The following is a 25,180-nucleotide window of genomic DNA, read 5'->3' as shown; positions in this document are numbered from 1 at the left end:
TCTTAGTCGCCGTATGGTGTCCAAATATTTTTCACTTCTGTTGCGTTTCTAAGAAATTCTGAGCTTTCACCTTGTTCTGGATCTAGCCAGTCTCTATCTCCATCATGATGGACCCATAGCCTTTTTAGGTCTGTTGCACTAATAGTCTCTATTGACGTGACTGTTTCTTGATTAGCCCAACACCACATAGCGTCGACTTCAGCATGACCTGCAAGCTGCTCTGCGAGTTCTCGTTTGTTGCCACTGACAATATTGATGACACCGCCAGGGACATCTGAGGTTTCAAACACTTGCACCAACTCTAGGGCAACGCTAGCAAACCTCTCACTAGGAATAAGTACAACTCTATTGCCCATGGCTATTGCGGGAGCAATCAATGAAATTGTTGAAAGAAGAGGTGTTTCCTCTGGAGCAATTTGAGAAAGAACTCCAATTGGCTCAGGAAGCGCCATAGTAACGCCTCGATATGGCGCACTATGGACAGCACCATCATATTTATCAGCCCAAGCTGCGTAGCTAAATAGTCTACTAATACTCTGATCAAATTCTGCTTTAGCTTGTTTTTTTGAAACGCCACACAAAGTCACCAATCGTTGAATCCATTCAGACTCTCTAACCGATAAGTTTTCTGCAATGAAATAAATGATTTGAGCTCTTGCATGGCCACTTTGGGAGCCCCAAGATGAAGCCTTGGAGGCGGCACTGACCGCATTCCGTATATCTTTTCTATTGCCAGATCCTACATAAACAGCATGAGTTCCATCTGCATTGAAATTAGCAAGGCTATGGCCACCATCAGGCCTAACTTGCTTGCCGCCAATGTAAAACTTCAGAGTGCGATCAATAACATTGTCTTTTGGTTTGAGTGATGCGGAGATTAGAGATGTTTTGTCTGGTAACTCCAGTCCAATGGGCTTAAGGTATTCATACAGACCCTCTTTTCCACCTTCTCTTCCAAATCCTGACTCTCTTACACCGCCAAAACCACATGATGCATCAAACTGGTTGTGACAATTAATCCAGATAACCCCAGCTTTGACTTTAGGGGCTACGTCCATAGCCCGGTTTATATTTTCGCTCCAGACACTGGCTGCTAGACCATACCGACTATTATTTGCTAGCTCTACTGCTTCAGATTGAGTTCTGAATGTCATAGAGACAAGTACAGGACCAAAAATTTCCTCCTGAACTAGAGGGTGACTTGAGTCTACGTCGGTAATGAGAGTGGGGGGATAATAATTTCCTTTTGCATCAATATCACAAGCTTGATAGATTTCACCACCATGATTCAAACCCTCTTGAACCATTTCACTAACTCTATTAAATTGAGTTTTACTTACAAGGCTTCCTAAATCTGTCGACTTATCTAAAGGTTTACCCAGCCTTAATTGTTTAATTCTTCTCTTAATTTTTAGGTGAAGCTCTTTAGCCACTTCAGCCTGAACGAGTAACCTTGAGCCAGCACAACAAACCTCACCCTGATTAAACCAAATGGAGTCAACTAAACCTTCAACTGCAGCATCAAGATCTGCATCTTCGAAGACAATGAAAGCTGACTTTCCACCCAGCTCCAGAGTAAGTTTTTTTCCTTGGCCAGCAGTGCTCTTTCTGATGGACTGACCCACAGCAGTTGAACCGGTAAATGCAACTTTATCTACACCCTTATGTGCAGCAAGTTCCGCGCCAATGACCCCATCTCCATTGATCATATTAATGACGCCAGGAGGAATCCCAGCCTCGTTGCATAGCTGTGCAAAGAACATCGCAGTAATCGGGGTTTGTTCTGCCGCCTTAAAGACAATTGTATTCCCCATGGCAAGGGCAGGCGCAATCTTCCAAGAGAGCATTAATAATGGAAAATTCCAGGGTACGATTTGTGCAACAACTCCAATCGACTGATAACTAGAAAAATCTTTTTCTTGAAGCTGGGCCCATCCGGCATGGTGATAAAAATGTCGAATAGCAAGAGGAATATCGATATCTCGACTTTCTCGAATGGGTTTACCATTATCGAGTGTTTCGAGAACAGATATGATTCTAGCATGTTTTTGCATTAACCTCGCTAGGGCGTAAAGAGCTTTTGCACGTCCATGTCCTCCAAGTTTTTCCCAAGAGGGCTGAGCTTTTCTAGCTGACTTTACTGCAGATTCTAGCTGCTCAGAGTTTGCAATTTCTATATGAGCCAATAATTCACTAGTGGATGGGTTTAGACTCTCAATTAACTTAGCATTTTTAACGGTGACAAATTTGCCATTAATTAGTTGACCAAATCTGCGATTATTACTTTCAAGCCAATCCTGTGCCTCCTTATTGCTTTCAAGCGCTTCACTATAATCAAGGTCTTCAAAAGATTTTAAAAGTGTCATATATAAGTCCTATGCGATTGGATGACGATAAGGGGCTGAATAGAATCCTGACGAAAAGTGATCTAACTGACGTTCAATATCTCCCAAAAGACTAGATGCACCAAATCTAAATAAATCAGGCTCCAACCAACGTCGACCTAATTCTTCTCTAATCATTGTCATATACAAAAGTGCAGTCTTGGTATCACTAATTCCACCAGCAGCTTTAAAGCCAATTTTAATGCCAGTCTCAGTATAAAAATCTCTAATCATTCTAGTCATTACAAGACTGACAGGAAGAGTTGCATTAGTAGGCTCTTTTCCAGTCGATGTTTTTATAAAGTCCGCACCAGCCATCATACAAATTTGCGAAGCTTTTGCAATGTTTGTAAGGTTTCCTAGCTCACCAGTAGCTATTATTGTTTTCATATGGGCATCACCACACTTTTCTCTAAAAAGCTTAACTTCTTCATATAATGCTTCCCAGTTTCCATCTAAGACATGTCTTCTGCTGATAACGATATCAATTTCATTAGCACCAGAATCTACCGAGTATTGAATTTCTTGAAGTCTGAGAGGAAGTGGAGAAAGGCCTGCAGGAAAGCCAGTAGAAACTGCAGCAAGATGAATATTGGTGTCCTTTATTATATTTTTAGCTGCACTAAGCATATCGTGATAAACGCAGACGGCAGCGACACTTAAGTTTAAGGATTGAACACCTAGCTGCTTTTCAAGATTCGAACTAATAGGCTGCTTTGCTTTGCGACAAAGGCGCTTAACACGGGCATCTGTATCGTCACCAGAAAGTGTAGTTAAGTCCATTAAACTGATCGCCTTAAGAAGCCAAGCAGCTTGCTTGTCTTTTTTAATACTTCGACGAGTCCCATAATTACTACAACGCCTCTCTACAGCACTTTTGTTAATTGATATGCTGGAGATTTCATCAAGTCTGAAATCTATACCAGGGTTTCTTATATTATCTTTATACTCTTCAATTGGGTGCGAATCGACCAAATTAATGATTTTGTTATCCTCTAAAGAATCAAGATTATTAGTTGAGTTTTTTTTAGTATTCATAGTCTTTATGCTCAATTCATATTACTGATTTTTTAGATAAGAAATTAATATTTTTTCAACTGTCTCTGCAGCTTTATTTGCAAAAGCAATTGTTTGTTCGTGGCTTATTTTAGTATCACCCATTCCTGCTGCATAATTTGTTATCACTGAGAGAGCACATAGCCGAATACCCTGATGGCGAGCTAAAATGACTTCTGGAACAGTTGACATCCCTACAGCATGGGCACCTAGCACTTTAACTGCATTAATTTCAGCAGGAGTTTCAAATTGAGGTCCACTAAACCAAGCATATACGCCTTCATGTAAACTTATGTTATTTTGAGCTGCTGATAAGCGCATATCATCATTTAATTTTGGATCATATGCGTTAACCATATCAACAAACCGCTCATTTCCTTCAGCTCCAAAAAGTGGGGAAACGCCTGTCATGTTAATATGGTCCGTTATTAGCATAACACTTCCAGGTGAGGCTTCCTTGACTGTGCTTCCTGCAGCATTAGTTAAAACTAAGCTTTCACAGCCGATTGCACATAAAGTTTGAATAGCTACTGCCATAATACTGGCCTGACCCTGTTCATAATAATGAGCGCGGCCCTGCATGATAACAACCTTAGTCTCTTTAATTTCACCAAACAAAAGCTTCCCAGCATGACCCCCAACACCAGCCATAGGAAAGCCTGGCAAGTCCTTAAAGTCAAGGCTAGACTCTGTTTTCATGTTGTCACAAAATTGCCCTAATCCTGAACCTAGGATAAGTCCAATTTGAGGCTTAAAGCCCTTAGTATGTTGATGAATAACATCAACACAATCTTGCACTTGACTCATTAGAGGTGCTCCGGTCCAAATGATTGAGGGAGAAGCTCAGATAGATTCATTCGATTTTGAATTCCGTCTGGCGAGCACATAATAATCTGCGTAGTCGAATCTGAGAACTCTCTAATTCTTTGTCTACAGCCACCACAAGGTATTCCACCTTCGTCATTTTTTGTCATTACATAAATTTGATTTATTTTTCTCTCTCCACCCATAACCATTGCTGCAATAGCAGACGCTTCTGCACAATTTCCAAGGGGATAGCTTGCATTTTCAACATTACATCCAGTGAACTTATTGCCTTTGTCTGTAATAATTAAGACACCAACTGGATAGTTTGAATAGGGAACGTATGCTTTGCTCATAGCTTCCTTAGTAGCTTTGATGTTGCTCTCTTCATTCATTTCTATAACTCCTTAATGTAAGGCTGTGCAGAAGCTTTAGGTGGGACAGCTTTTCCAATAAACCCAGCTAGCAGAATAATTGTTAGAATATAAGGTGTTGCTTCAATGAGTTGAACAGGAATTTCGCCAACACCAGGGATAGCTATACCCTGAAGCCTTATCGAGATAGCATCTAAAAAAGCAAATAGAAAGCACGCTGCGAGTACTTTATAGGGGTGCCATTTTCCAAAAATAAGGGCAGCAAGAGCAATAAACCCACTACCAGCAGTCATGTCTTTGACAAACTGTGCATTATAGGCTGTAGCAAGATATACACCCCCAATTCCACATAAAATTCCGCCTATTAAAAGTGCTTTATATCTAAGAGCTTCAACAGAAATTCCGGCAGTATCAACCGCCTTTGGGTTCTCTCCTACAGCTCGAAGTCGAAGACCAAATCGAGTGCGAAACACAACCCACCAAACCATAGGAACAATTGCAAAAGCAAGGTAAACCAAAATGTTATGTCCACTGATAAGCTCTCTATAAATAACTCCTAAAACGGGTATATGATCGACTAGTTCAAGACCTGGCAAGTCAATCGATAGAAACCTTTGGTCATTTTTAAGGGTTGGAGTAATTCCAGCTTTCTTAAACCATGCCAGGCTTAGGATCATTGTGAGTCCAGCCGCCAAGATATTAATTGCAACTCCACTCACAATCTGATTTCCTTTGTAGGTAATGGATGCGAAGCCATGAATCATTGCTAGAGCAGCGGATGCGAAAATACCAGCTAGCAACCCAATCCATGGAGAGCCAAAAATTGCAGCGGCACTTGCAGCAATAAAGGCAGACATTAAGAGCTTACCCTCAAGTCCAATATCAACGACACCTGATCGTTCAGCAAAAAGACCAGCCATGGATGCAAAAATTAGGGGAACACAAACTCGAACAGATGCATCTAATGTCAATACAGTGCTTAAGAAAAAATCACTCATTCTGTTACCTCAATAGGGGCTAAAAAGCGAATTAAAACAGGTCGATAAAGATATTCTAGGCCACCACAAAACAAAATAACAAGACCCTGCATGACCACAACAATATCCCTAGAAACGTTTTGAAGTTCAAAGTCAAGTTCCGCACCACCTTGATAAAGGATCCCAAACAAGAATGCAGCAATAAGTATTCCAATAGGATGGTTGCGACCCATAAGTGCAACTGCAATTCCACCAAAACCATAGCCATAATTAAAGTTCAAGAACAACCGATGCTGAACACCCATAAGTTCATTGATTCCAACTAAGCCAGCTAGGGCCCCGGAGATGCACATTGTTACAATAATTATTTTCTTTGGGTTTATACCGCCATAGATCGCCGCATCATTACTTTTGCCGACAGCACGAATTGCAAAACCCCAGCGAGTATGCCAAAGAAAAAACCAAACCAACCCTGAGAAAAATAAAGCAACAAGAATCGATAAATTAAGGGGGGATTTAGCAATCTTGTAACCAAAACTAGCAAAAATATCATGAACAAAAGGGAGCCATGAAGCTTTAATAAAGTCACCACTTTCAGGTGACATTTCTCCAACTTCTCTTAAAACATTGACAAGAACATAGACCATCAACGCTGAAGCTAAAAAGTTAAACATAATTGTTGTAATAACAATATGACTACCACGATACGCCTGCAAATAAGCTGGAATAATAGCCCATAGGGCGCCAAATAATAAGCCACCAGATATCGCTAAAGGGATGACAATCCAGGCACTTAAGGCTGGATTAAGATAAAGCGCTACTAAAGCAGTTCCAAGACCTCCAACATAGGCTTGGCCCTCACCACCAATATTAAACAATCCAGCATGAAAAGCAACAGCAACAGCTAAACCAGTAAAAACAAAATTGGTAGCATAATAAAGCGTATAACCTAAACCTTCATCGTAGCCAAGCGCTCCATAAATTAATATCTTAGTTGCCTCGATTGGATCAACTCCGATTAAAAGAAATACCACGGCAGTTGCTAAAAAGGCCGTCAAGACATTGAGTAGTGGCAGTAGGAGGCCATTAATCCATGACAGGCGTCTCTCACGATTCATAGCTGAGCTCCTTTCATTTCTTCTTCAGTTTCAAGGGCATTAGCCATCATCATGCCTAGCGTCGCTTCATCAGCATCTGCACCGTTAACTGTCCCAGTAATTTCTCCATCACACATCACAATAATTCGATCACTGAGCGACATGATTTCTTCTAACTCAACAGAGATTAAGATAATAGCTTTTCCAGCATCTCTCATTTCGATGATTCGTTTTCTAATAAATTCAATGGCACCAATGTCAACACCCCTCGTAGGTTGACCAATAATTAGAACTTCAGGGTCTCTCTCAAACTCTCTGGCTAAAATGAGTTTTTGCTGGTTTCCACCTGAGAAATTTGAAGACATAAGGTTTGGATTGCTCGGTCTCACATCAAAGGCCTTCATCAAGGATTCGCAGTTTGCTTTAACTGAGGCTCGTTTCAACCAAACTCCCTGGTTAATATTTTTGTCATTATGGTAGCCCAAAAGAGCAGTTTCACTTGCAGTGAATTCAGATATCATTCCCATTCTTTGACGATCTTCAGGAACATGCGCAACACCTAAATTTCGAAGTTGTTCAGGGTTTAGTTTATTACTAGAGGAGATCGTCTCCCCCATAATTTCAATTGAACCTTTAGAGATCGGAAGAATTCCCGCTAAAGCTTTTAAAAGTGTTCCCTGGCCGTTGCCAGTAACACCAGCAATGCCTAATATTTCACCGGAACGAGCTTCAAAGCTAATATTGGATACACGTTTTAAGCCTTGCTCATTTTTAATTTCAAGGTTCTTTGCTGTGAGGACAGGGCTGCCTATTTTGGCTTTAGATTTCTCAATATTAAGTAAAACTTTTCTGCCAATCATTAGCTCTGCAAGTTCTTCAGGGTTGGTTTTATTTGTTTCGCGATGTGCAACCATTTTTCCTGCACGCATGACTGAAACGTGATCAGTAATGCTCATTATTTCACGCAACTTATGAGTGATCAATATGATAGTGACGCCTTGATTTTTGAGTGCCTCAAATATTCGGAATAATTCATCAGACTCTTGAGGCGTTAAAACACCAGTCGGCTCATCCAAAATGAGTACTTTAGCACCCTTATAAAGCCCTTTAAGTATTTCAACTCGTTGCTGCATTCCAACTGAGAGCTCTTCTACAGCAATATCAAGTTCAACTTCCAATCCATATTCCTTAGCTAGCCTAGTCAACTCAATTCTAGCATTGGAGAGACTTTCAGTTATTAGGGCGCCACCTTCACTACCAAGAACTACATTCTCTAGTACCGTAAAGTTATCCACAAGCATAAAGTGCTGATGGACCATCCCAATTCCTGCTTCGATAGATTGCTTTGAGCTTGTAGCTCTAAAGTCTTTGTCAAAGACTTTAATTTGGCCAGAGTCTGCCTGATAGAAACCATATAGGATGCTCATCAGTGTAGATTTACCGGCACCGTTCTCTCCCACAATTCCATGAATTGAGCCAGATTCAACGCTCAAGTTAACCTTATCGTTAGCGTGAACAGCTCCGAAATGTTTATCTACATTTATAAGTTCAATAGCAATATTTGACTTAGCCATAGATATTTTTTAACCGATAAATAGATTCATTATAGTTGTAAGCGTTTAAAACTTTAATATATAGTCTTACAAAAATCACATATTAAAGTTAAAAAAAAACATCCGGCCTTTTGGGCCGGATGTTTATAGGATAAAAAAGCTACTCTTTATAGAGGGCAGCTATTATCACTCATGTAGTCATGAACTACGATGTCACCAGAAATAATTGCGGCTCTAGCAGCATCAACAGCAGCAAGCATATCAGCAGAAACTAGGTCTGCGTTATACTCGTCCATTGCAGCACCAACACCGTTTACACTAAAACCAGCTTCCCAGTTACCAGCAACAGCAGCTGCAAAACTGTTATAAGCAGCTAATCCTACCTTCTTATACATAGAAGTAAGCATAGTTCCTGGTTGCATATAGTTTTGGTTTGAGTCAACACCAATCGCTAAAACACCCATATCTGCAGCAGTTTGATATACACCAATACCAGTTCCACCAGCAGCAGCATAAACTACGTCAGCGCCATTTTCAACTTGGCTACGAGTAATTTCACCACCCTTAGTTGGGTTACCCCAAGCAGCAGGTGTAGAGCCAGTCATCTGAGCTAAAACATTCATTGAGCTGTCAGCATGTGCAACACCTTGCTTATAGCCACACTCAAAACGACTAATTAATGGAATGTCCATTCCACCAACAAATCCAACAGTTCCTGAGTTTGAAGCCATAGCAGCCATAACACCAACTAGGAAAGAGCCTTCGTGTTCTTTATAGATAACGTTTTGAACATTTGGAGCATCAACGACACCATCAATAATAGTGAACTGAGTATCCGGATATTCAGCAGCTGCAGCAGCAACCGCATTAGCCATAGTAAAACCTACAGCAACAACTGGTGAATAACCACGTTGAGCAAATTTCTTAAGACTTTGCTCCATCATGGCTTCGTTAGTTGGCTCAAGTTCAGTAACAGCAATACCAGTATCATTCATGAATCTAGTAATACCATTAAAAACAGCCTCGTTAAAAGACTTGTCATTCTTACCGGCAGTATCATAAACAACCGCTGGTTTAACATGTCCATCAGCTTGAGCTATCGGTGCTGCTAAAAGAAACGTAGAAGCAATGACCGCTAAGCCAGTTTTTTTGATCAATCCACTAAAATGTGAACGTTTCATGTTTTTCATTGTGTACTCTCCTTAGTTATTAATCTCATTTATAAATAGAAAGAAAAACCGTCATTAAAAAAAAGACAGCTAAGACATCTTTAATATTTAACTCAAGTTTAGTTTAAAGTATATAGAAAATAAATTCCCGAGTTGTCAATATTCTATTCTGGAAGGAGGTCTTTGTCAAAAAAAAATTGATATATTTTTTATTCTTTGATCTTTAGTATCTTTCAGCCATGTTTGTTAATTATTTTTTATCAATTATTTGAATTCTAATAAATGAATGTTTACAATAATCGATATCAAATTTAGGCATATAATTAATGCATTTTGAAGCTTATATAGTCATTTATAGTTAAAATTATTATGAATAAAAAGATCATTCAGAGTCTTAATAGTTATCCACGCGATATGACTGGATATGGGCAAAACTCTATCAACCCAAAGTGGCCTAATAATGCAAAAGTAGCCGTTCAGTTTGTTCTTAACTATGAGGAGGGTGGTGAAAATTGCATACTTCATGGTGATAATGCTTCCGAAGCCTTTCTCTCTGAAATCGTTGGCGCAAAGCCATATGAAGGTGTGAGACATATGAGTATGGAATCGATCTATGAATACGGATCAAGGGTGGGAGTTTGGAGGATACTTCGTCTTTTTAAAGAGTTTGATATCCCAATTACTGTTTTTGCTGTGGCTATTGCGATAGCTAGAAATAAAGAATTAGCTAATTATTTAGTTGAGCATAATTATGATATTTGTGCTCATGGTTTTCGCTGGATAGACTACCAGTATGTTGATGAAAATACTGAACGAGATCACATCAAAGATTGTATTTCAATGCTGACAGAGTTCTTAGGAAAGAGACCCGAAGGATGGTATACAGGAAGAAATAGCCCAAATACAAGGAGGCTAATTATTGAAGAGGGTGGATTTCTCTATGACAGCGACTCTTATGACGATGATTTACCTTATTGGGCAAATAGCTTTGACACTGAAAAGAAGCACTTAATCATTCCATATACCTTAGATGTAAATGATATGAGGTTTGCTTCGCCCCAAGGCTTTAATTCAGGTGATCAATTTTTTAATTATTTGAAAGATAGCTTTGATGCTTTATATAAAGAAGGAGAGACTAGCCCTAAAATGATGTCGGTTGGGATGCATGCAAGAATACTGGGAAGGCCTGGGAGGATTATGGCCATGAGAAGATTTTTAGAATATATTAAAACTTTTGATAATGTTTGGTTATGCTCTAGAAGAGATATTGCAGACCATTGGTATAACAATTTTTAGATTTAAGATTATGAAACTACCATCTGATTTAGCGTCATACTCCTCAGAAAAGTACCTAAAGACTTTTAAAAACCTTTACGAGCATTCGCCTTGGTTTGTAGAGCAGTCTTTAGAGCTCGTAGCTTTGAATGAGAAATATAACAACCTTGAAAAATTTCATGCTACATTGTCTGAAATTATGCTCTCATCGGATAACAATATGCAGGACGAACTTATTGCTGCACATCCACTATTGGCCGGTAAAAAAGCGCAAAACAATGAGCTGACAGATTTCTCTACAACTGAGCAAAAATCTGCAGGACTCAGTGACTGCACTGATGATGAAATTAAACTTTTTGAAAAGCTCAATGAGGAGTATTTTTCAAAGTTCGACTTTCCTTTTATTATGGCTGTTAAAGAAAAAAATAAATCCGAAATTATCTCGACCTTTTTGGGGCGCAAGAATAACTCTAGAGATGAAGAAAGGACAAATGCTTTAGTTGAAATTAATAAGATAGCTTGGCTTAGAATTAAGGAGATTTATGGAATATAAAGAACTCATCGATGTTGCTTGCTCAGATACTGGGGCTAAAGTCATTTATTGTAGTGATGAATTCTTTGCTGACTCTTCTCGCATGCTCCAACCGAGCGACCCAGTTTGGATTGATGATAAGTATGATGACAATGGCAAATGGATGGACGGATGGGAAAGTCGAAGAAGAAGGGATGGTAAGGATGACTTTTGCTTTATTCGTTTAGGTAAGAAAGCATCTGTCAAAGGTTTTAATGTTGATACAACCCACTTCACGGGAAATTTTGCTCCAGGAATTTCAATTCAGGGATGCTCTGTTCCTGGCGGTACAACCGATGATCTCGTTGTAGACAGTAGTGCAGTCACAGAATGGTTTGATCTTCTAGGCAAAAAAGAAATTAAGGGTGATTCTCATAACCGTTTTGAATGTGCAGCAAGTAATCCAATTACCCATTTAAAAATTACACTTCACCCTGATGGAGGTATTGCAAGACTCAGAGTTTATGGTGAGTTCTGGGAGGATGAGAGAGACTCAAATTTTGAGGGTATTAACGTTCTGTCTAAAGAGAGTGGTGCTAAAGCTTTATATGCAAACGATGAGCACTTTGGCTGCTTAAGCAATGTATTAGAAAAACATGAGCCATTAAGCATGGCTGATGGCTGGGAAACTAGAAGGAGAAGAAAGCCAGGTAACGACTGGGGTGTTCTCGCACTTTCAAAGCCTGCTCAGGTCGAGGAAATCATTGTAGACACTAAATTTTTTAAGGGTAACTTTCCACATACATTTTCTCTTTCCACAGCGAATATTTCTGATCAAGAAGACGCTAGCATTATAGAAAGTAGTAAGTCTTGGACCAAGCTACTTGAAAGAAAAAAACTAGGGATGAATCAAATCCATACTTTTGGTATGAAAGACATTTTGCACAACGAACCCTTTACACATGTCCGAGTTGATATCTATCCGGATGGTGGAATCGCTCGATTAAAATTTATTGGTAAATTTATTTAACTATGCAAAATATAAAACTTATTCCAGAAAAATTAACTTCTGAAAATTTTTCCGATTTTGGAGAGGTCGTTTCAATTGAAAGTAAAGAGTCCAGAACAATCAATGATGGCTTTGCTCAAAAATTTTCAGATATCGCAACTCTTGATACTTTAGAGGAAAAAGGTCAAACGAGTGTTCATATATTTGTCGCAAAGAGTAGGAGATTTCCGCTGCATATTTCAATGTTAGAAAAACATCCTTACTTTAGCCAAACTTTCATACCTAGGCACTCTTCTCCTTTTATAGTAGTTGTTGCGCCACCTTCGCAGAGCCCTATCATTGAAAACTTGAGGGCCTTTATTACGAATGGGCAGCAAGGAATAAATTATTCACGAGGTGTTTGGCATTTTCCACTCATAAGTATTAATGATAATTCACAATTTATTGTGATTGACAGAAAACATAATGAGGAATTTGATACTATTGAGCAGTGCGAAGAAGTCTCTATTGATGACATTAATGTGGTGTTGGAGTTTAACTTATGATGCAAATATATCTAATGGATTGGCTTAATTTAGCTTTAAAACTTCTCCATGTAATTGCTGGTATAGCTTGGATTGGGGCGTCATTCTATTTTAACTGGCTTGAAAATAAACTTGATCGATTAAATAATAGAGATGAAATAGCTGGAAATCTATGGGCAGTTCATGGTGGTGGCTTTTATCATCTAGAAAAATACAAGAAATATCCTCAAACCCTTCCAGAGCCATTGCATTGGTTTAAGTGGGAAGCGTACGTTACTTGGCTATCAGGAATTTCGCTTCTCTCAGTTATATATTATTTTAATGCTAGTACCTATTTATTAGCTACTGATAGCTCAATATCTGCAATAAATGGCATTGGGTTGAGCTTATTAGGCTTGTTACTTTTTTGGCTTATATATGACATCTTATGTAAGTCAAGATTGGTTAATAAGTCAGCAATTTTTATAGCAATCATATTTATAGTGATTTCATTTTTTTCATATTTCTACAGTAATATTTTTAATCCCAGAGCGGTTTACATGCAAATTGGCGCTATGGTTGGAACGGTTATGGTCGCAAATGTTTTTTTTGTGATTATTCCAGTTCAAAAAAAGCTGGTTGATGCTTGTGAAAACGCCACAGAAGTTAGTTTAGAGCTTGGAAAAACAGGATATCTTCGCTCTCGACATAATAACTATTTCACCTTGCCAGTTTTATTTATGATGATTAGTGGACATTATCCAACGATTTATAGTGGTGATTATGGTTGGTTGGTATTAATCGCTGTCATTGGGATTTTAGTGATGGTACGTCATTACTTTAATTTAAGGGGAGTTGGTAAAGCAAAAAATAGCTTAATTGCCATAATTGTATTATCAACATTAGCTTTAATTTATGTTTTGGCTCCATCACAAAGTAAAGATCAAAAGCAAAATAAAGAAATAGTAACTATTGCTGAAGCTCAAATCATTATTGAAAAACACTGCGTAAGTTGTCACGCTGCAGAACCTTCAAACAAGGCATTTGCAATTGCGCCAAATGGCATAATGCTTGATACTCAAGAAAATATTATTACCCATAAGAATCAGATATATAAGCAAGCAGTTTTATCTAAAGCTATGCCAATAATTAACACTACAAATATGACCGATGAAGAGAGAGAGAAATTAGGGATTTGGATTGAGGCAAATTAATGATTGAATACAATCACTATCGAGGGTCAATTTACCACTGTTTTGAGAGTGGGGGAGAGGTAGAGCCAATCTATATAGAGGATGGCCTAATGGTTGTTGATGTTGATTCGGGAAAAATTGTTGAAGTTGGTGCCTTTAATGAACTTTTTTCTAAGTGGCCAAATGCAAATTCATCAAATCATTTTAAGGATAGTTTAATAATGCCTGGCTTCATTGATACTCATGTGCATTACCCTCAGTACAAAGTCATAGCTTCATATGGAACGAGTCTTTTAGACTGGCTTAATAAATACACTTTCATTGAAGAACAAAAATTTTGTGATGAGGCTTATGCGTCTAAAGTTGCAGATTTATTTCTTGATGAACTCATTAAAAATGGTACCACTACAGCAATGACTTTCTGTACTTCATACAAGCAATCTGTAGACATTTTTTTTACTGCTGCTGAAAAGAAAAATCTCAGAATGATTGCTGGTAAAGTGATGATGGATAGAAATGCTCCAGAAGGCCTTTGCGACAATTCAGATGATAGTTATTTTGATTCAAAAGAGCTTATTGAAAAATGGCACAATAAGGGACGAATGAGTTATGCAGTTACCCCTAGATTTGCTCCTACATCTTCTTCTGAACAACTTAAGCAGGCAGCTAAATTGTTAGATGAGTATTCAGATACTAATGGAAATAAAGGTTTGCTCATGCAAACACATTTGAATGAAAATATTGACGAAATTGAGTGGGTAAAAGAACTCTTCCCAGATTCAAAAAACTATTTTGATGTCTACGACAGCTTTAATTTATCTGGCACTAATTCAGTTTTTGGTCATTGTATTTATAATACTGATGAAGAATATAAACGTATTGCTGATTCGGGTTCTAAAGTTTCGCTATGCCCAAGATCCAATTTATTTCTTGGGAGTGGTTTATTTGAGGTTGATAAATTAGAAGCCTTTGGAATAGATTTTGCACTCGCTTCAGATGTTGGAGGGGGTGATAGCTTTTCAATGTTTCAGGTTATGAATGAAGCTTACAAAATATGTCGGTTAAATGACTATAACTTAGATCCTGTTAAAGCCTTTTATCTGACAACACTAGCTGCTGCTAAAGTACTTAATATGGAAGATCATATTGGTAATTTTGATTCTAATAAGGAGGCAGATTTTATTGTCATTGATTTAAAGGCCACAGAATTAATAAAGAACAAACTTGAAACCTCAAATAATATTAGCGATATATTGTTTAATTTGATGACCCTTGGAGATGATAGACTAATCAAAGAGGTCTATATTCTGGGTCAAAATATTTACAAAAAAAAGGAAGCATAATGGGACAACTAACAACTCATATATTAGATACTTCGGCAGGCATCCCTGCAAGTGATGTGGTTATAAATTTATATCGAAGAGATGGCACAAGCTCAACCCATATTAAATCAACAAAAACTAATACAGATGGTCGATGTGACAAACCCTTGCTGTCAGAAGAAGAGTTTGATGAGGGCTGTTATGAGCTTGAATTTATAGTTAATGATTATTTTGAAGCAAAAAATATAAATTGTCCTTTTTTAAAAGATGTCATTATTCGTTTTAGTATTAGTGAAAAAAGTGAAAATTACCATGTGCCACTTTTAATTTCTCCTTATAGTTATTCAACATATCGAGGAAGCTAATGTATTTTTTGCTTAATCAAAACTCTTCACCAACTGATCTTGGTGTAATTAATCCCAATACAACTGTTCTGGAGTGGTTAAGAGCTAATCAGCTTGTAGGCACAAAGGAAGGCTGTGGTTCAGGAGATTGTGGGGCTTGTACTGCTGTTATTGGTGAAATTGTTACAAATAATAAGACTAACAAGATCGAGTACAAGAGTATAAACACATGTATGGCGCTAGCCTATGGTTTGGTTGGTAAGCATTTAGTTACTGTTGAGGGCTTAATGGAGGATGATAAGCTCCACCCCTCTCAAAAGGCTATGGTTCTAGAAAATGGTTCACAGTGCGGTTTTTGTACACCTGGATTTGTCATGTCCTTATTTGCTTTATATCAAAATAAAAATTCTGTAAATCTTCATCAAATAAACGAAGCACTATCAGGCAATTTGTGCAGATGTACAGGCTACAAGCCAATAATTGCAGCAGCATTTTCAATGTTTGAAAACAAAAATGATGAGCCTCTAGACTACTATAAAAAAAATAAGAAGAAAATTACTGATATCTTAGGGAAATTAAATAATCCTGAGCATTTAAGTCTAAGTTTTAAAAAGAGCAATAAAACAATTAAATATGATGCTCCTTCAACAATAGATGAGCTCTCTAATATCCTTATTAATAATACATCGACTAATATTATTGCTGCTGGAACTGACCTTAGCCTTGAAATTACCCAGTCAATGAAAGAATTCTCTCATATTGTAAGCGTTAACAAGGTTATTGAATTGAAAGAGATTAAAGATGGTGCAAATGAGATAGAAATTGGAGCTGCAGTTAGTTATGAAGATGCCGCTTCTTGTCTCATAAGTAATTGGCCTGACTTAGCCGCTTTTTTGCAGCGTTTTGCTTCGTTACCAATTAAGAATTGGGCCACTATTGGAGGTAATATAGCTAATGCTTCACCTATTGGAGATATGCCTCCAGTTTTGATTGCTTTAGATGCAAAATTAAAGCTTAGAAAGGGTGCTGATAGCCGAATAATTAATCTAGAAGATTTTTTTATTACATATAAAAAAACAGTTATTCAACAAGGTGAATTTATTGAAAGTATTATCATTCCTAAGCCAAATGGTAATCAGCAACTCATAACTCATAAAATGTCGAAAAGATATGAGGATGATATTTCAGCTGTATGTATGGCAATCAATATTTCATCTAAGAACAATAAGCCAGAATCATTTAAGATAGCCTTTGGCGGTATGTCAGGTATCCCTCAAAGATCAAAAAAACTTGAAGATTTTTTATTAAAGCATTGGCAAAATGACGATATAGCTTCATTATCTTATAAGGTTTTAAATGAAGAATTTTCTCCTTTTACTGATGTAAGGGCGTCTTCAGAATATCGATTGCAAGTTTCTGCAAACTTAGTTAAAAAAACTATTTTGATGTATTTAGGTGAGTCAATCGAAAATCTTGCTGAATATACTCATTTAAATTAATTTAGGGAGTAAGGACAAATTAATAAAAGCACCAAAAATTCTTCTCAGCTTAAAAGCTCAATAATTGGCGAATCTATTGCTCATGATAGTGCTCATATGCATGTCCAAGGAAGTGCGGCTTATATTGATGATATGCCAGCTCCAAAAGGTACTCTTCATGTCGCCTTTGCATTAAGTGAGGTCGCTCATGGAAAAATAAATAAGATTGATATTTCAAGCGCTAAGGAGGCTGAGGGCGTTCATAGTATTCTCTTGGCAAAAGACATAGAAAATCTTTACATAGGGGCAATTAAACATGATGAGCCTATTTTAGCTGATGAAGAGGTTTTATTTTATGGTCAAGCAATCGCTGCTGTCTTGGCTGATAGTCATGAAAATGCAAGAGCAGCGGCACTGCTAATTACCACAGATGTAAAAGAGCTTGAGGCAGTTGTGACTATTGATCAGGCAATGGCTAAAAAAAGCTTTCTTGATGAGCCAATAATTGTCTCTACAGGAGACTCAAATAAAGCTATTGACTCATCAAAAAATAAGCTAGATGGCAGCATTTCTATTGGAGGCCAAGAGCATTATTACCTTGAGGGGCAGGTCGCCTTTGCAATTCCAACAGAGGATAATGAAATGGTAGTTCACTCTTCTACTCAAAATCCAACTGAAGTTCAGCATTTAGTAGCACATGTTCTGGATGTTCCACAGAATGCAATTGAAGTAGTTACTCGAAGAATGGGAGGTGGCTTTGGTGGTAAAGAGACTGATTCATCTCAGCTAGCATGCGTTTGTGCAATTTTTGCAAACCAGACTAAGCTCCCAATAAAGGCTAGGCTTTCAAGGAAAGATGATATTTTGATGACTGGAAAGAGACATGATTTCAAAGCGAACTATAAAGTTGGCTATGATGATGATGGTAGGATTTTAGGAATTGAAGTTGATCTTGCTGCAAGATGTGGATACTCACTCGATCTCTCAAAAGCAATAGTCTCTAGAGCCCTATTCCATGCTGATAATGCATATTTCTTACCAAATGCTACTTTTAGGGGCTTCCTATGCAAAACAAATACTGCTTCAAATACCGCATTTAGAGGATTTGGTGGACCTCAAGGCATGCTTGCTATAGAAAATATTATTGAAGAAATAGCTATGAATATTGGTGTCGATCCACTTGAGATTAGACAATTAAACTATTATCAAAAGGAAACAAATAATGTAACGCCATATGATCAAGTTGTTGAAGATAATATTGTTAACGAGATTACAAGTGAACTCATAGATGATAGTCAGTATTTGGCTAGAAGAGAGAGTATTAAGAATTTTAATAAGAATAATACATATCTCAAAAAGGGATTGGCTTTCTCTCCTGTTAAATTTGGTATTTCTTTTACTACTCAGTTATTGAATCAAGCAGGGGCATTGGTAAATATCTATAAAGATGGCAGTATATATATAAATCATGGCGGAACTGAAATGGGTCAAGGTCTATTTATTAAGGTTGCTCAGGTTGTTGCTAATGAGTTTGGAGTTAATTTAGAACGTGTAAAGGTTTCAGCAACCTCGACTGCAAAGGTACCCAATACATCTCCAACAGCTGCTTCTTCAGGTTCAGATTTAAATGGAATGGCCGCTAGAGAGGCTTGCCTTCGTATTAAGAAAAATTTAACTGTCTTTGCCCAAGATTTCTATGGTGAAGGTAATGATGACATTGAGTTTAAAGACTCTTTTGTTACTGTTGGTAAGAAAAGGATAGCATTTGACGAATTTGTATTAACAGCATATTTAAATAGAGTTGAGCTATTTAGTAATGGCTTCTATAAAACCCCAAAGATTTATTTCGATGCTATTAAACAAAAAGGTCGTCCTTTTTTTTATTATTCATATGGTGCATGCGTTAGCGAGGTTATAGTCGACTGTTTGACTGGTGAATACAAACTTTTAGCAGTAGATATTTTGCATGATGTTGGTGCCTCGCTTAATCCTGCAATTGATATGGGACAAATAGTTGGAGGGTTTATTCAAGGCATGGGCTGGCTTTGCTCTGAGGAACTGAAATGGAATGATTCCGGAGCATTGCTAACAATGGGCGCCTCAACTTATAAAATACCTGCAATAGGAGATACTCCTGAACACTTTGAGGTCAAAATTAAACCAAATATTTCAAATCATGAAAATACAATTCATAAATCAAAAGCAGTTGGTGAGCCCCCACTTATGCTTGCTATCTCAACCTGGCTTGCGTTAAAAAATGCTATTTATAATGCAGATGAAACAAATAAAACAGGGCTAAATGCACCTGCAAATTTTGAGGAAGTATTTTTTAGTCTGAATAAGCGGTCATAAGTAGAAAGATATGGATAGTTGGCTTGACCCTGTAAAAACAGAAATTTCATTGAATAATGGGTTTGTTTTATTGACCATTATTGCTACAAAAGGTTCAACGCCATGTAGGAATGGAGACAAGATTGTTTTCACGAAGAATGAGAATTCATTTGGGAGTATTGGTGGTGGCAATCTAGAGTTTAAATCGCTTGCATTTGCTAAAGAGATGTTAGGTCAAAAAATGAATACTCGGCAACTCGTCAAGTATCCACTAGGCGCAACATTGGGGCAATGTTGTGGCGGCTATGTTAAGGTGTTATTTGAAAGCTTTATAGACGATGATGAAGGCTTAAGTCATAATAATTCGTGGATTGAACAAGTATCAGCTCTCTATAAAAAGGGCGAAGATTTTATTTTGGCAACAATCATTGATATTGATAAAAAAAATCACTCAAGTACTCAAAAGTGTATTTACACAAACAACAATTTTTACTCCTCTCTTGGTAATAAAAAATTATCAAACTTTATAGAGGAAAGCGCTTCAAATTTGATGCAGAGCGCTCAAAGCCCAACTATCGTTGAATTTGAGGATGACTCAGAGACTAAGGCTCAAGTTTTACTTGAGAAAGTTAACTCGAGCGAGGTTTTGCCCGTGGTAGTCTTTGGGGCGGGTCATATCTCTAGAGCGTTGATGCCCATAATAATCAACCTTCCAATTAAGCTGTATTGGATCGATGATAGACAGGAGCAGTTTGATCAATATGTTGGTGATACCTCTCAAATTAATATTATTTGTGATGACTTTCTGACTAGTATGGCGGATTTACCAAATGAGATTTATACTTTGGTTATTACTTATAGCCATCAAATTGATTTTGAAATTTGTGAGAAGATGATTATTCAAAATAACTTTAGTTATTTGGGTATGATTGGTTCATCGATTAAGGGGAGAAAATTTAGAGATCGCTTTGCTCAAAAAAATTATTCAAAGGATGTAATTGATAAATTTACTTGTCCGATTGGTGAAAAACAGAAACTTTTAAAATCACCCACCTCTATTGCCATAACAATAGCAATGGATTTGATTAATTTTATTGAAAATAAAAAACAATCTGAATTATCATGAAGTATCAATTAGAAATTTCAAATATCACTAAATCTTATGGAGACCTTAAGGCGAATGACGATGTCTCTTTAAGTATTAAGAGTTCATCCATTCACGCACTGCTTGGGGAGAATGGTGCAGGCAAATCCACCCTAGTAAAGATTATCTATGGCTCCTTGATGCCAGATGCAGGTCAGATGAAATGGGCTGGTGAGAAGTACAGTCCAAAGAGTCCTTTTGAGGCCAGAGAGAATGGTATTGCAATGGTGTTCCAGCATTTCTCTTTATTTGAGTCTCTGACGGTTGAAGAAAACATTATCTTGGGCCTTGATAAAGTCGGTCTAAATGAAAACTTTACAGATGAGATCTTAAAATACTCAAAGCAATATGGCCTCGATGTTAATCCCCAACAAGTTGTTGGAGACCTCTCTGTAGGTGAGCGCCAGAGAGTAGAAATTATTCGATGTTTAATTCAAAATCCGAAGCTTCTTATTATGGATGAACCCACTTCTGTTTTAACCCCACAGGAAGTTTCCGATCTCTTTTTGACACTTAATAAACTTGCTGACGATGGCTGTGCTATTTTATATATTTCTCACAAACTTGAAGAGGTTCGCGAGATCTGTATTGAAGCTACAATCTTAAGAGGAGGAAAGTTAGTCCAAAGCTGCATTCCACAAGAGCACACTCAAAAAGAGCTCGCTGAAATGATGATTGGAAAAAAACTAACAGAATTGGCCAGAACTAATATTAATATTGGTTCAGATATCTTCTCAATTAAAAATTTAAGTCGTAAAAGTGACGACATGTATGGCGTTCACTTGCATGATATCTCTTTAACAATGAAACAAGGAAGTATCGTTGGAATTGCAGGAGTTGCGGGAAATGGGCAAGACGAATTAATGGAGCTTCTCATAGGTGAAAAGTCATCTGCAGATAATGTTTTGACTTTTGATGGTGAAGACATTGGTTCACTAAACTCGCACGAAAGAAGACAACTTTCGATGTTTTTTGTTCCTGAGGAGCGACTAGGTCATGGCGCCGTTCCAGATATGACACTTGATGAGAATATGTTATTGAGTCGACCAGAGTCTGAAGGAATGACATCGAATGGTGTTATTGATTGGAAGGCTGTTACGCGTTTTTCAGATCAAGTGATAAGTGACTTTGATGTCCAAACTCCCTCAAGTAGAATGCTTGCCAAATCCTTATCTGGGGGAAATTTACAGAAATTTATGGTGGGAAGGGAGCTCATTAGAAAACCAAAACTAATAATAGTTGCTCAGCCAACATGGGGCGTTGACGCAGGGTCAGCCAACAACATTCATCAATCTTTAATATCCCTGGCAGATCAAGGGTCTGCAGTTTTAATTATCTCCCAAGATTTGGATGAAATTTTAAGTCTATGTGAACAAATTCATGTTCTTTCAGAGGGTAGTCTTTCAGAAGCAGTCGATATGAAAAAAGGTGGCTTAGAGAAAATTTCACAGCTGATGGTAGGAGGTCATAAATCATGATCAAACTAATTCCAAGAGCAGAAAACTCAAAAGCGATGATCATATTATCACCAATCATTGCGCTTACACTTACTGCACTCTCTGCATTAGTCATCTTCCTTTTTATCTTAGAAGATATTCCAGTTTCTAGCGTATTTTTCACATTATTTGCTGAGCCCCTTCTGGATTCATACTATTTCTCTGAGCTCCTAGTCAAAGCAACTCCATTGATGATTATTGGACTTGGTTTGTCGATCGGCTTTAGAGCCGGAATTTGGAATATTGGAGCAGAAGGTCAATTTGTAATGGGCGGTATTGCGGGTGGCACCGTTGGACTGTATTTCTATAATGTTGAAGGCTTTTGGCTTTTACCATTGATGGCTATAGCTGGCATTCTTGGTGGAATGCTTTATGCAAGTATCGCTGCTTTCCTTCGTATCAAATATCAGGTTAATGAAATTCTTGTAACCTTAATGTTGACTTATGTTGCTGTATTGTTTTTACAAGCTATGCTCCAAGGACCCTTAAGAAATCCATCAGGTTTTAATTTTCCAGAAAGTCGAATGTTTCATGATAGCGCAATGCTGCCTATCATCTGGGAAAGCACCCGCTTACATATTGGCTTGATTGTTGCAATTCTTCTCTCATTCTTAGCATGGTTTGGAATAAAGAAGCATATGTTTGGAATGCAAATTAAAATCTCTGGAAGTGCACCTCGAGCAGCTAAATTTGCAGGTTTTGATGATAATAAGACTGTATGGTACTCCTTATTGATCTCTGGAGGTTTGGCGGGACTCGCTGGCTTATTTGAAGCATCAGGTCCAGCAGGGCAGCTCACTCCGGGTCTGCCTCAATTTTATGGCTTCACTGCAATTATTGTAGCCTTTCTAGCACGGCTTCATCCCGTTGGGATATTGTTTTCAGCACTACTTATTGCACTGAGCTATGTGGGAGGTGAAAATGTTCAAATAGATTACAATTTACCGAGCTCAATAACTCAAATTTTTCAAGGCATGCTTCTTTTTTATTTTCTAGCATGCGACATATTAATTAAATACAAAGTTGTCCTTTTTAAAAAAAATAATTAAAGACTATGATTGAAAACTTGTTAATTGAAATATTTATTGGAATAATGGTTGCTTCAGCGCCCCTTATTTTTGCGGCTATAGGAGCACTATTGGTTGAGCGTTCAGGAGTTTTAAACCTAGGTGTTGAGGGTATGATGATTGTCGGAGCTCTTCTTGGTTTCGTTGTTATATCTCATACTAATAATGCTTATTTAGCTGTTCTTGCAGCACTTGTAGCTGGAATGGTAATTGCCTCAATTTTCGCTTTTTTAACTCAATTTTTACTAACCAACCAGGTAGCAACTGGACTAGCACTAACCCTTTTTGGATTAGGTTTTGCTGCATTTGCCGGAAGAGAGTACACCGAGGTAACAATCGACCTTATTGGTCCAATCTATATTCCAATACTGTCTGAAATACCGTATATAGGGCCATCGCTTTTTTCGCTTAATCCACTTATTTACCTTGCATTTTTTATGGTTTATATAGTTTGGTGGTTTTTATTTAAAACTAAACAAGGTTTAATTTTGCGTGCGATAGGTGATAACCATGATGCTGCTCATGCTATTGGCCATAATGTTGTTCTTTATCGTTTTATGGCGATTTTATTTGGAGGTGCAATGGCTGGACTTGGTGGAGCTTTCTTGTCCCTTGTTCAGGTACCTATTTGGGGTGAAGGGATGACTGCTGGAAGAGGTTGGATTGCAATAGGATTGGTTGTTTTTGCTTCATGGCAGCCGTTTAGAGTAATCTTAGGTGCAGTATTATTTGGTGGAATTACAGTTCTTCAGCTTCATGCACAGGGTTTTGATATTAGGATTAGTGCCCAATACTTATCGATGCTACCTTACCTGGCTACCATTGTTATTCTGGTTAGTTTAAGAATGAGGTTAAAAAATAAAACAAATCGCACAGTTCCTAATTGTTTGGGTAGAATATTTCATTCAACAACTTAGTTTGCTGAATTTATTTGTAAAAAAGTAAGAAGAAGTAAGAAAATTTGTTAAATAACTAAAAGGAGAAAAAGTATGTCTAATCGAAGATTTTCGAGTGTCTTAAAGCTCTCGATTTTAAGCGTGGTTCTCGCATTCACTGGGAGTGTCTCTGCTGATCCTGTTAAAGCCGCTTTTGTATATATTGGTCCAACAGGAGATCATGGATGGACTTTTGCACATGACCAAGGTGCAAAATATGTAAAAGAAAAGATGGGTGATGATGTAATCATAACAACAGTGGAGAGTGTTGAAGAGAACTCTGACTCTGAGCGTGTTATTACTAGCCTTGCACGTAAAAATGATATTATTTTTACAACGTCATTTGGTTACATGAATCCAACTATTAAAGTTGCTAAACGCTATCCAAATGTAAAGTTTGAGCATGCAACAGGATATATGCGTGAAGATAACGTTTCAGTTTACTCAGCAAGATTTTATGAGGGTAGACATGTTATTGGCAAGATTGCTGGAAGAATGACAAAGAATAATGTAATTGGTTACATTGCTTCTTTCCCAATTCCTGAAGTAATTAGAGGTATTAATTCAGCATATTTAGCGGCTAAATCTGTTAACCCTGATGTAACAATGAAAATCGTTTGGGTATACACTTGGTACGATCCAGGCAAAGAGGCGGACGCAGCAAATGCTCTAATCGCACAAGGCGCTGATATCTTAATGCAGCATACTGACTCTACTGCTCCAATGACGGTTGCTGAGGAGAAAGGTATTCATGCATTTGGTCAAGCATCTGATATGCGTGAATGGGGTATGAACGCTCAGTTAACTGGAATCATTGATGACTGGGGTCCTTACTACCTTGATAGAGTTCAAGCTGTAAAAGATGGGACTTGGGAGTCAGTTGACGTATTTGATGGCGTGAAGCAAGGTATGGTTAAATTTGCTCCAATGAACCAAAATATGCCTATTGATGTTAAAAATGAAGCTATGAAAACAATTATTGACTTGTCTATGGGTGCTATTCATCCATTTACAGGACCAATTAATAAGCAAGATGGTTCTCCATGGTTAGCTGAAGGTGAAACTCCTCCAAACTACCCAGATCTACTAACTATGGATTTCTATGTAGAAGGTATTGACAGTAAGTACCCGAACTAAGAAAAAGTCCATTTAATTAAA

Annotated in this window: 22 protein-coding genes; 14 read left to right on the top strand and 8 right to left on the bottom strand. The window is 37.7% G+C overall.

Annotated features, from left to right (window positions below):
- Positions 1-2: 2 nt before the first annotated feature.
- From W908_RS05325 to W908_RS05290, 8 genes are all read right to left on the bottom strand, one after another.
- Positions 3-2,366, bottom strand: a complete 2,364-nt coding sequence (locus tag W908_RS05325; RefSeq protein WP_053820243.1) for an aldehyde dehydrogenase family protein — start codon at positions 2,364-2,366, stop codon at positions 3-5.
- 9 nt (positions 2,367-2,375) lie between these two features.
- Positions 2,376-3,422 (bottom strand): deoxyribose-phosphate aldolase, encoded by a 1,047-nt coding sequence (gene deoC / locus W908_RS05320; protein ID WP_053820242.1) that lies wholly within the window; start codon positions 3,420-3,422, stop codon positions 2,376-2,378.
- Positions 3,423-3,443: 21 nt separating this feature from the next.
- Positions 3,444-4,247: a purine-nucleoside phosphorylase gene (locus W908_RS05315; protein ID WP_053820241.1), complete on the bottom strand. Its 804-nt coding sequence runs from the start codon at positions 4,245-4,247 to the stop codon at positions 3,444-3,446.
- Positions 4,247-4,639 (bottom strand): cytidine deaminase, encoded by a 393-nt coding sequence (cdd, locus tag W908_RS05310; protein WP_053820240.1) that lies wholly within the window; start codon positions 4,637-4,639, stop codon positions 4,247-4,249. Before cdd ends, W908_RS05315 begins: the two co-directional genes overlap by 1 nt.
- Positions 4,640-4,641: 2 nt before the next feature.
- Positions 4,642-5,616, bottom strand: a complete 975-nt coding sequence (locus W908_RS05305; protein WP_020024123.1) for an ABC transporter permease — start codon at positions 5,614-5,616, stop codon at positions 4,642-4,644.
- Positions 5,613-6,713 (bottom strand): ABC transporter permease, encoded by a 1,101-nt coding sequence (locus W908_RS05300; protein WP_020025781.1) that lies wholly within the window; start codon positions 6,711-6,713, stop codon positions 5,613-5,615. Before W908_RS05300 ends, W908_RS05305 begins: the two co-directional genes overlap by 4 nt.
- Entirely contained in the window at positions 6,710-8,266 is a 1,557-nt protein-coding gene (locus tag W908_RS05295) for an ABC transporter ATP-binding protein (RefSeq protein ID WP_053820239.1), read from the bottom strand. The genes W908_RS05300 and W908_RS05295 overlap by 4 nt, the downstream gene beginning before the upstream one ends.
- A gap of 146 nt (positions 8,267-8,412) precedes the next feature.
- Complete coding sequence (locus W908_RS05290; RefSeq protein WP_053820238.1) at positions 8,413-9,435, bottom strand: BMP family lipoprotein; 1,023 nt, start codon at positions 9,433-9,435, stop codon at positions 8,413-8,415.
- A gap of 348 nt (positions 9,436-9,783) precedes the next feature.
- On the opposite strand from W908_RS05290, the gene puuE reads away from it, so the two are divergent.
- From puuE to W908_RS05220, 14 genes are all read left to right on the top strand, one after another.
- Positions 9,784-10,710, top strand: a complete 927-nt coding sequence (puuE, locus tag W908_RS05285; RefSeq protein WP_053820237.1) for an allantoinase PuuE — start codon at positions 9,784-9,786, stop codon at positions 10,708-10,710.
- Positions 10,711-10,720: 10 nt separating this feature from the next.
- Complete coding sequence (uraD, locus tag W908_RS05280) at positions 10,721-11,242, top strand: 2-oxo-4-hydroxy-4-carboxy-5-ureidoimidazoline decarboxylase (RefSeq protein WP_236849122.1); 522 nt, start codon at positions 10,721-10,723, stop codon at positions 11,240-11,242.
- Positions 11,232-12,230 (top strand): allantoicase, encoded by a 999-nt coding sequence (gene alc, locus W908_RS05275; RefSeq protein WP_053820235.1) that lies wholly within the window; start codon positions 11,232-11,234, stop codon positions 12,228-12,230. The genes uraD and alc overlap by 11 nt, the downstream gene beginning before the upstream one ends.
- Before the next feature lie 2 nt (positions 12,231-12,232).
- The gene (locus W908_RS05270) at positions 12,233-12,754 is read left to right on the top strand and encodes an ureidoglycolate lyase (protein WP_053820234.1); all 522 of its coding nucleotides are present in this window, start codon (positions 12,233-12,235) and stop codon (positions 12,752-12,754) included.
- Positions 12,751-13,926 carry a urate hydroxylase PuuD gene (locus W908_RS05265; protein ID WP_053820233.1) on the top strand — a complete coding sequence of 392 codons (1,176 nt, stop codon included), beginning with the start codon at positions 12,751-12,753 and terminating at the stop codon, positions 13,924-13,926. Before W908_RS05270 ends, W908_RS05265 begins: the two co-directional genes overlap by 4 nt.
- Positions 13,926-15,248 carry a guanine deaminase gene (gene guaD, locus W908_RS05260; RefSeq protein WP_053820232.1) on the top strand — a complete coding sequence of 441 codons (1,323 nt, stop codon included), beginning with the start codon at positions 13,926-13,928 and terminating at the stop codon, positions 15,246-15,248. Before W908_RS05265 ends, guaD begins: the two co-directional genes overlap by 1 nt.
- A complete protein-coding gene (gene uraH, locus W908_RS05255; RefSeq protein WP_053820231.1) occupies positions 15,248-15,592 on the top strand; it encodes a hydroxyisourate hydrolase in 345 nt (114 codons plus the stop codon). The genes guaD and uraH overlap by 1 nt, the downstream gene beginning before the upstream one ends.
- The gene (gene xdhA, locus W908_RS05250) at positions 15,592-17,070 is read left to right on the top strand and encodes a xanthine dehydrogenase small subunit (RefSeq protein WP_053820230.1); all 1,479 of its coding nucleotides are present in this window, start codon (positions 15,592-15,594) and stop codon (positions 17,068-17,070) included. The genes uraH and xdhA overlap by 1 nt, the downstream gene beginning before the upstream one ends.
- An 18-nt stretch (positions 17,071-17,088) precedes the next feature.
- Positions 17,089-19,401: a xanthine dehydrogenase molybdopterin binding subunit gene (gene xdhB / locus W908_RS05245; RefSeq protein WP_257720184.1), complete on the top strand. Its 2,313-nt coding sequence runs from the start codon at positions 17,089-17,091 to the stop codon at positions 19,399-19,401.
- 10 nt (positions 19,402-19,411) lie between these two features.
- Entirely contained in the window at positions 19,412-20,506 is a 1,095-nt protein-coding gene (locus W908_RS05240; RefSeq protein WP_053820228.1) for an XdhC family protein, read from the top strand.
- The gene (locus tag W908_RS05235) at positions 20,503-22,002 is read left to right on the top strand and encodes an ABC transporter ATP-binding protein (protein WP_053820227.1); all 1,500 of its coding nucleotides are present in this window, start codon (positions 20,503-20,505) and stop codon (positions 22,000-22,002) included. The genes W908_RS05240 and W908_RS05235 overlap by 4 nt, the downstream gene beginning before the upstream one ends.
- Positions 21,999-23,069 carry an ABC transporter permease gene (locus W908_RS05230; RefSeq protein WP_053820226.1) on the top strand — a complete coding sequence of 357 codons (1,071 nt, stop codon included), beginning with the start codon at positions 21,999-22,001 and terminating at the stop codon, positions 23,067-23,069. Before W908_RS05235 ends, W908_RS05230 begins: the two co-directional genes overlap by 4 nt.
- A gap of 5 nt (positions 23,070-23,074) precedes the next feature.
- Positions 23,075-24,004, top strand: a complete 930-nt coding sequence (locus W908_RS05225) for an ABC transporter permease (protein ID WP_020025794.1) — start codon at positions 23,075-23,077, stop codon at positions 24,002-24,004.
- A 72-nt stretch (positions 24,005-24,076) separates the two neighbouring features.
- Positions 24,077-25,159: a BMP family ABC transporter substrate-binding protein gene (locus W908_RS05220; protein WP_053820225.1), complete on the top strand. Its 1,083-nt coding sequence runs from the start codon at positions 24,077-24,079 to the stop codon at positions 25,157-25,159.
- The last annotated feature ends 21 nt before the right edge of the window (positions 25,160-25,180 follow it).

The organism is Candidatus Pseudothioglobus singularis PS1, assembly GCF_001281385.1.
Taxonomy (GTDB): Bacteria; Pseudomonadota; Gammaproteobacteria; order PS1; family Pseudothioglobaceae; genus Pseudothioglobus; species Pseudothioglobus singularis.
This window is presented reverse-complemented; position numbering and strand designations above follow the sequence as displayed.

What these genes read in the sequence shown, in the direction of transcription:
- W908_RS05325 (WP_053820243.1), bottom strand. Translation starts at nt 2,366, where the DNA reads ATGACACTTTTAAAATCTTTTGAAGACCTTGATTATAGTGAAGCGCTT.
- deoC (WP_053820242.1), bottom strand. Translation starts at nt 3,422, where the DNA reads ATGAATACTAAAAAAAACTCAACTAATAATCTTGATTCTTTAGAGGAT.
- W908_RS05315 (WP_053820241.1), bottom strand. Translation starts at nt 4,247, where the DNA reads ATGAGTCAAGTGCAAGATTGTGTTGATGTTATTCATCAACATACTAAG.
- cdd (WP_053820240.1), bottom strand. Translation starts at nt 4,639, where the DNA reads ATGAATGAAGAGAGCAACATCAAAGCTACTAAGGAAGCTATGAGCAAA.
- W908_RS05305 (WP_020024123.1), bottom strand. Translation starts at nt 5,616, where the DNA reads ATGAGTGATTTTTTCTTAAGCACTGTATTGACATTAGATGCATCTGTT.
- W908_RS05300 (WP_020025781.1), bottom strand. Translation starts at nt 6,713, where the DNA reads ATGAATCGTGAGAGACGCCTGTCATGGATTAATGGCCTCCTACTGCCA.
- W908_RS05295 (WP_053820239.1), bottom strand. Translation starts at nt 8,266, where the DNA reads ATGGCTAAGTCAAATATTGCTATTGAACTTATAAATGTAGATAAACAT.
- W908_RS05290 (WP_053820238.1), bottom strand. Translation starts at nt 9,435, where the DNA reads ATGAAAAACATGAAACGTTCACATTTTAGTGGATTGATCAAAAAAACT.
- puuE (WP_053820237.1), top strand. Translation starts at nt 9,784, where the DNA reads ATGAATAAAAAGATCATTCAGAGTCTTAATAGTTATCCACGCGATATG.
- uraD (WP_236849122.1), top strand. Translation starts at nt 10,721, where the DNA reads ATGAAACTACCATCTGATTTAGCGTCATACTCCTCAGAAAAGTACCTA.
- alc (WP_053820235.1), top strand. Translation starts at nt 11,232, where the DNA reads ATGGAATATAAAGAACTCATCGATGTTGCTTGCTCAGATACTGGGGCT.
- W908_RS05270 (WP_053820234.1), top strand. Translation starts at nt 12,233, where the DNA reads ATGCAAAATATAAAACTTATTCCAGAAAAATTAACTTCTGAAAATTTT.
- W908_RS05265 (WP_053820233.1), top strand. Translation starts at nt 12,751, where the DNA reads ATGATGCAAATATATCTAATGGATTGGCTTAATTTAGCTTTAAAACTT.
- guaD (WP_053820232.1), top strand. Translation starts at nt 13,926, where the DNA reads ATGATTGAATACAATCACTATCGAGGGTCAATTTACCACTGTTTTGAG.
- uraH (WP_053820231.1), top strand. Translation starts at nt 15,248, where the DNA reads ATGGGACAACTAACAACTCATATATTAGATACTTCGGCAGGCATCCCT.
- xdhA (WP_053820230.1), top strand. Translation starts at nt 15,592, where the DNA reads ATGTATTTTTTGCTTAATCAAAACTCTTCACCAACTGATCTTGGTGTA.
- W908_RS05240 (WP_053820228.1), top strand. Translation starts at nt 19,412, where the DNA reads ATGGATAGTTGGCTTGACCCTGTAAAAACAGAAATTTCATTGAATAAT.
- W908_RS05235 (WP_053820227.1), top strand. Translation starts at nt 20,503, where the DNA reads ATGAAGTATCAATTAGAAATTTCAAATATCACTAAATCTTATGGAGAC.
- W908_RS05230 (WP_053820226.1), top strand. Translation starts at nt 21,999, where the DNA reads ATGATCAAACTAATTCCAAGAGCAGAAAACTCAAAAGCGATGATCATA.
- W908_RS05225 (WP_020025794.1), top strand. Translation starts at nt 23,075, where the DNA reads ATGATTGAAAACTTGTTAATTGAAATATTTATTGGAATAATGGTTGCT.
- W908_RS05220 (WP_053820225.1), top strand. Translation starts at nt 24,077, where the DNA reads ATGTCTAATCGAAGATTTTCGAGTGTCTTAAAGCTCTCGATTTTAAGC.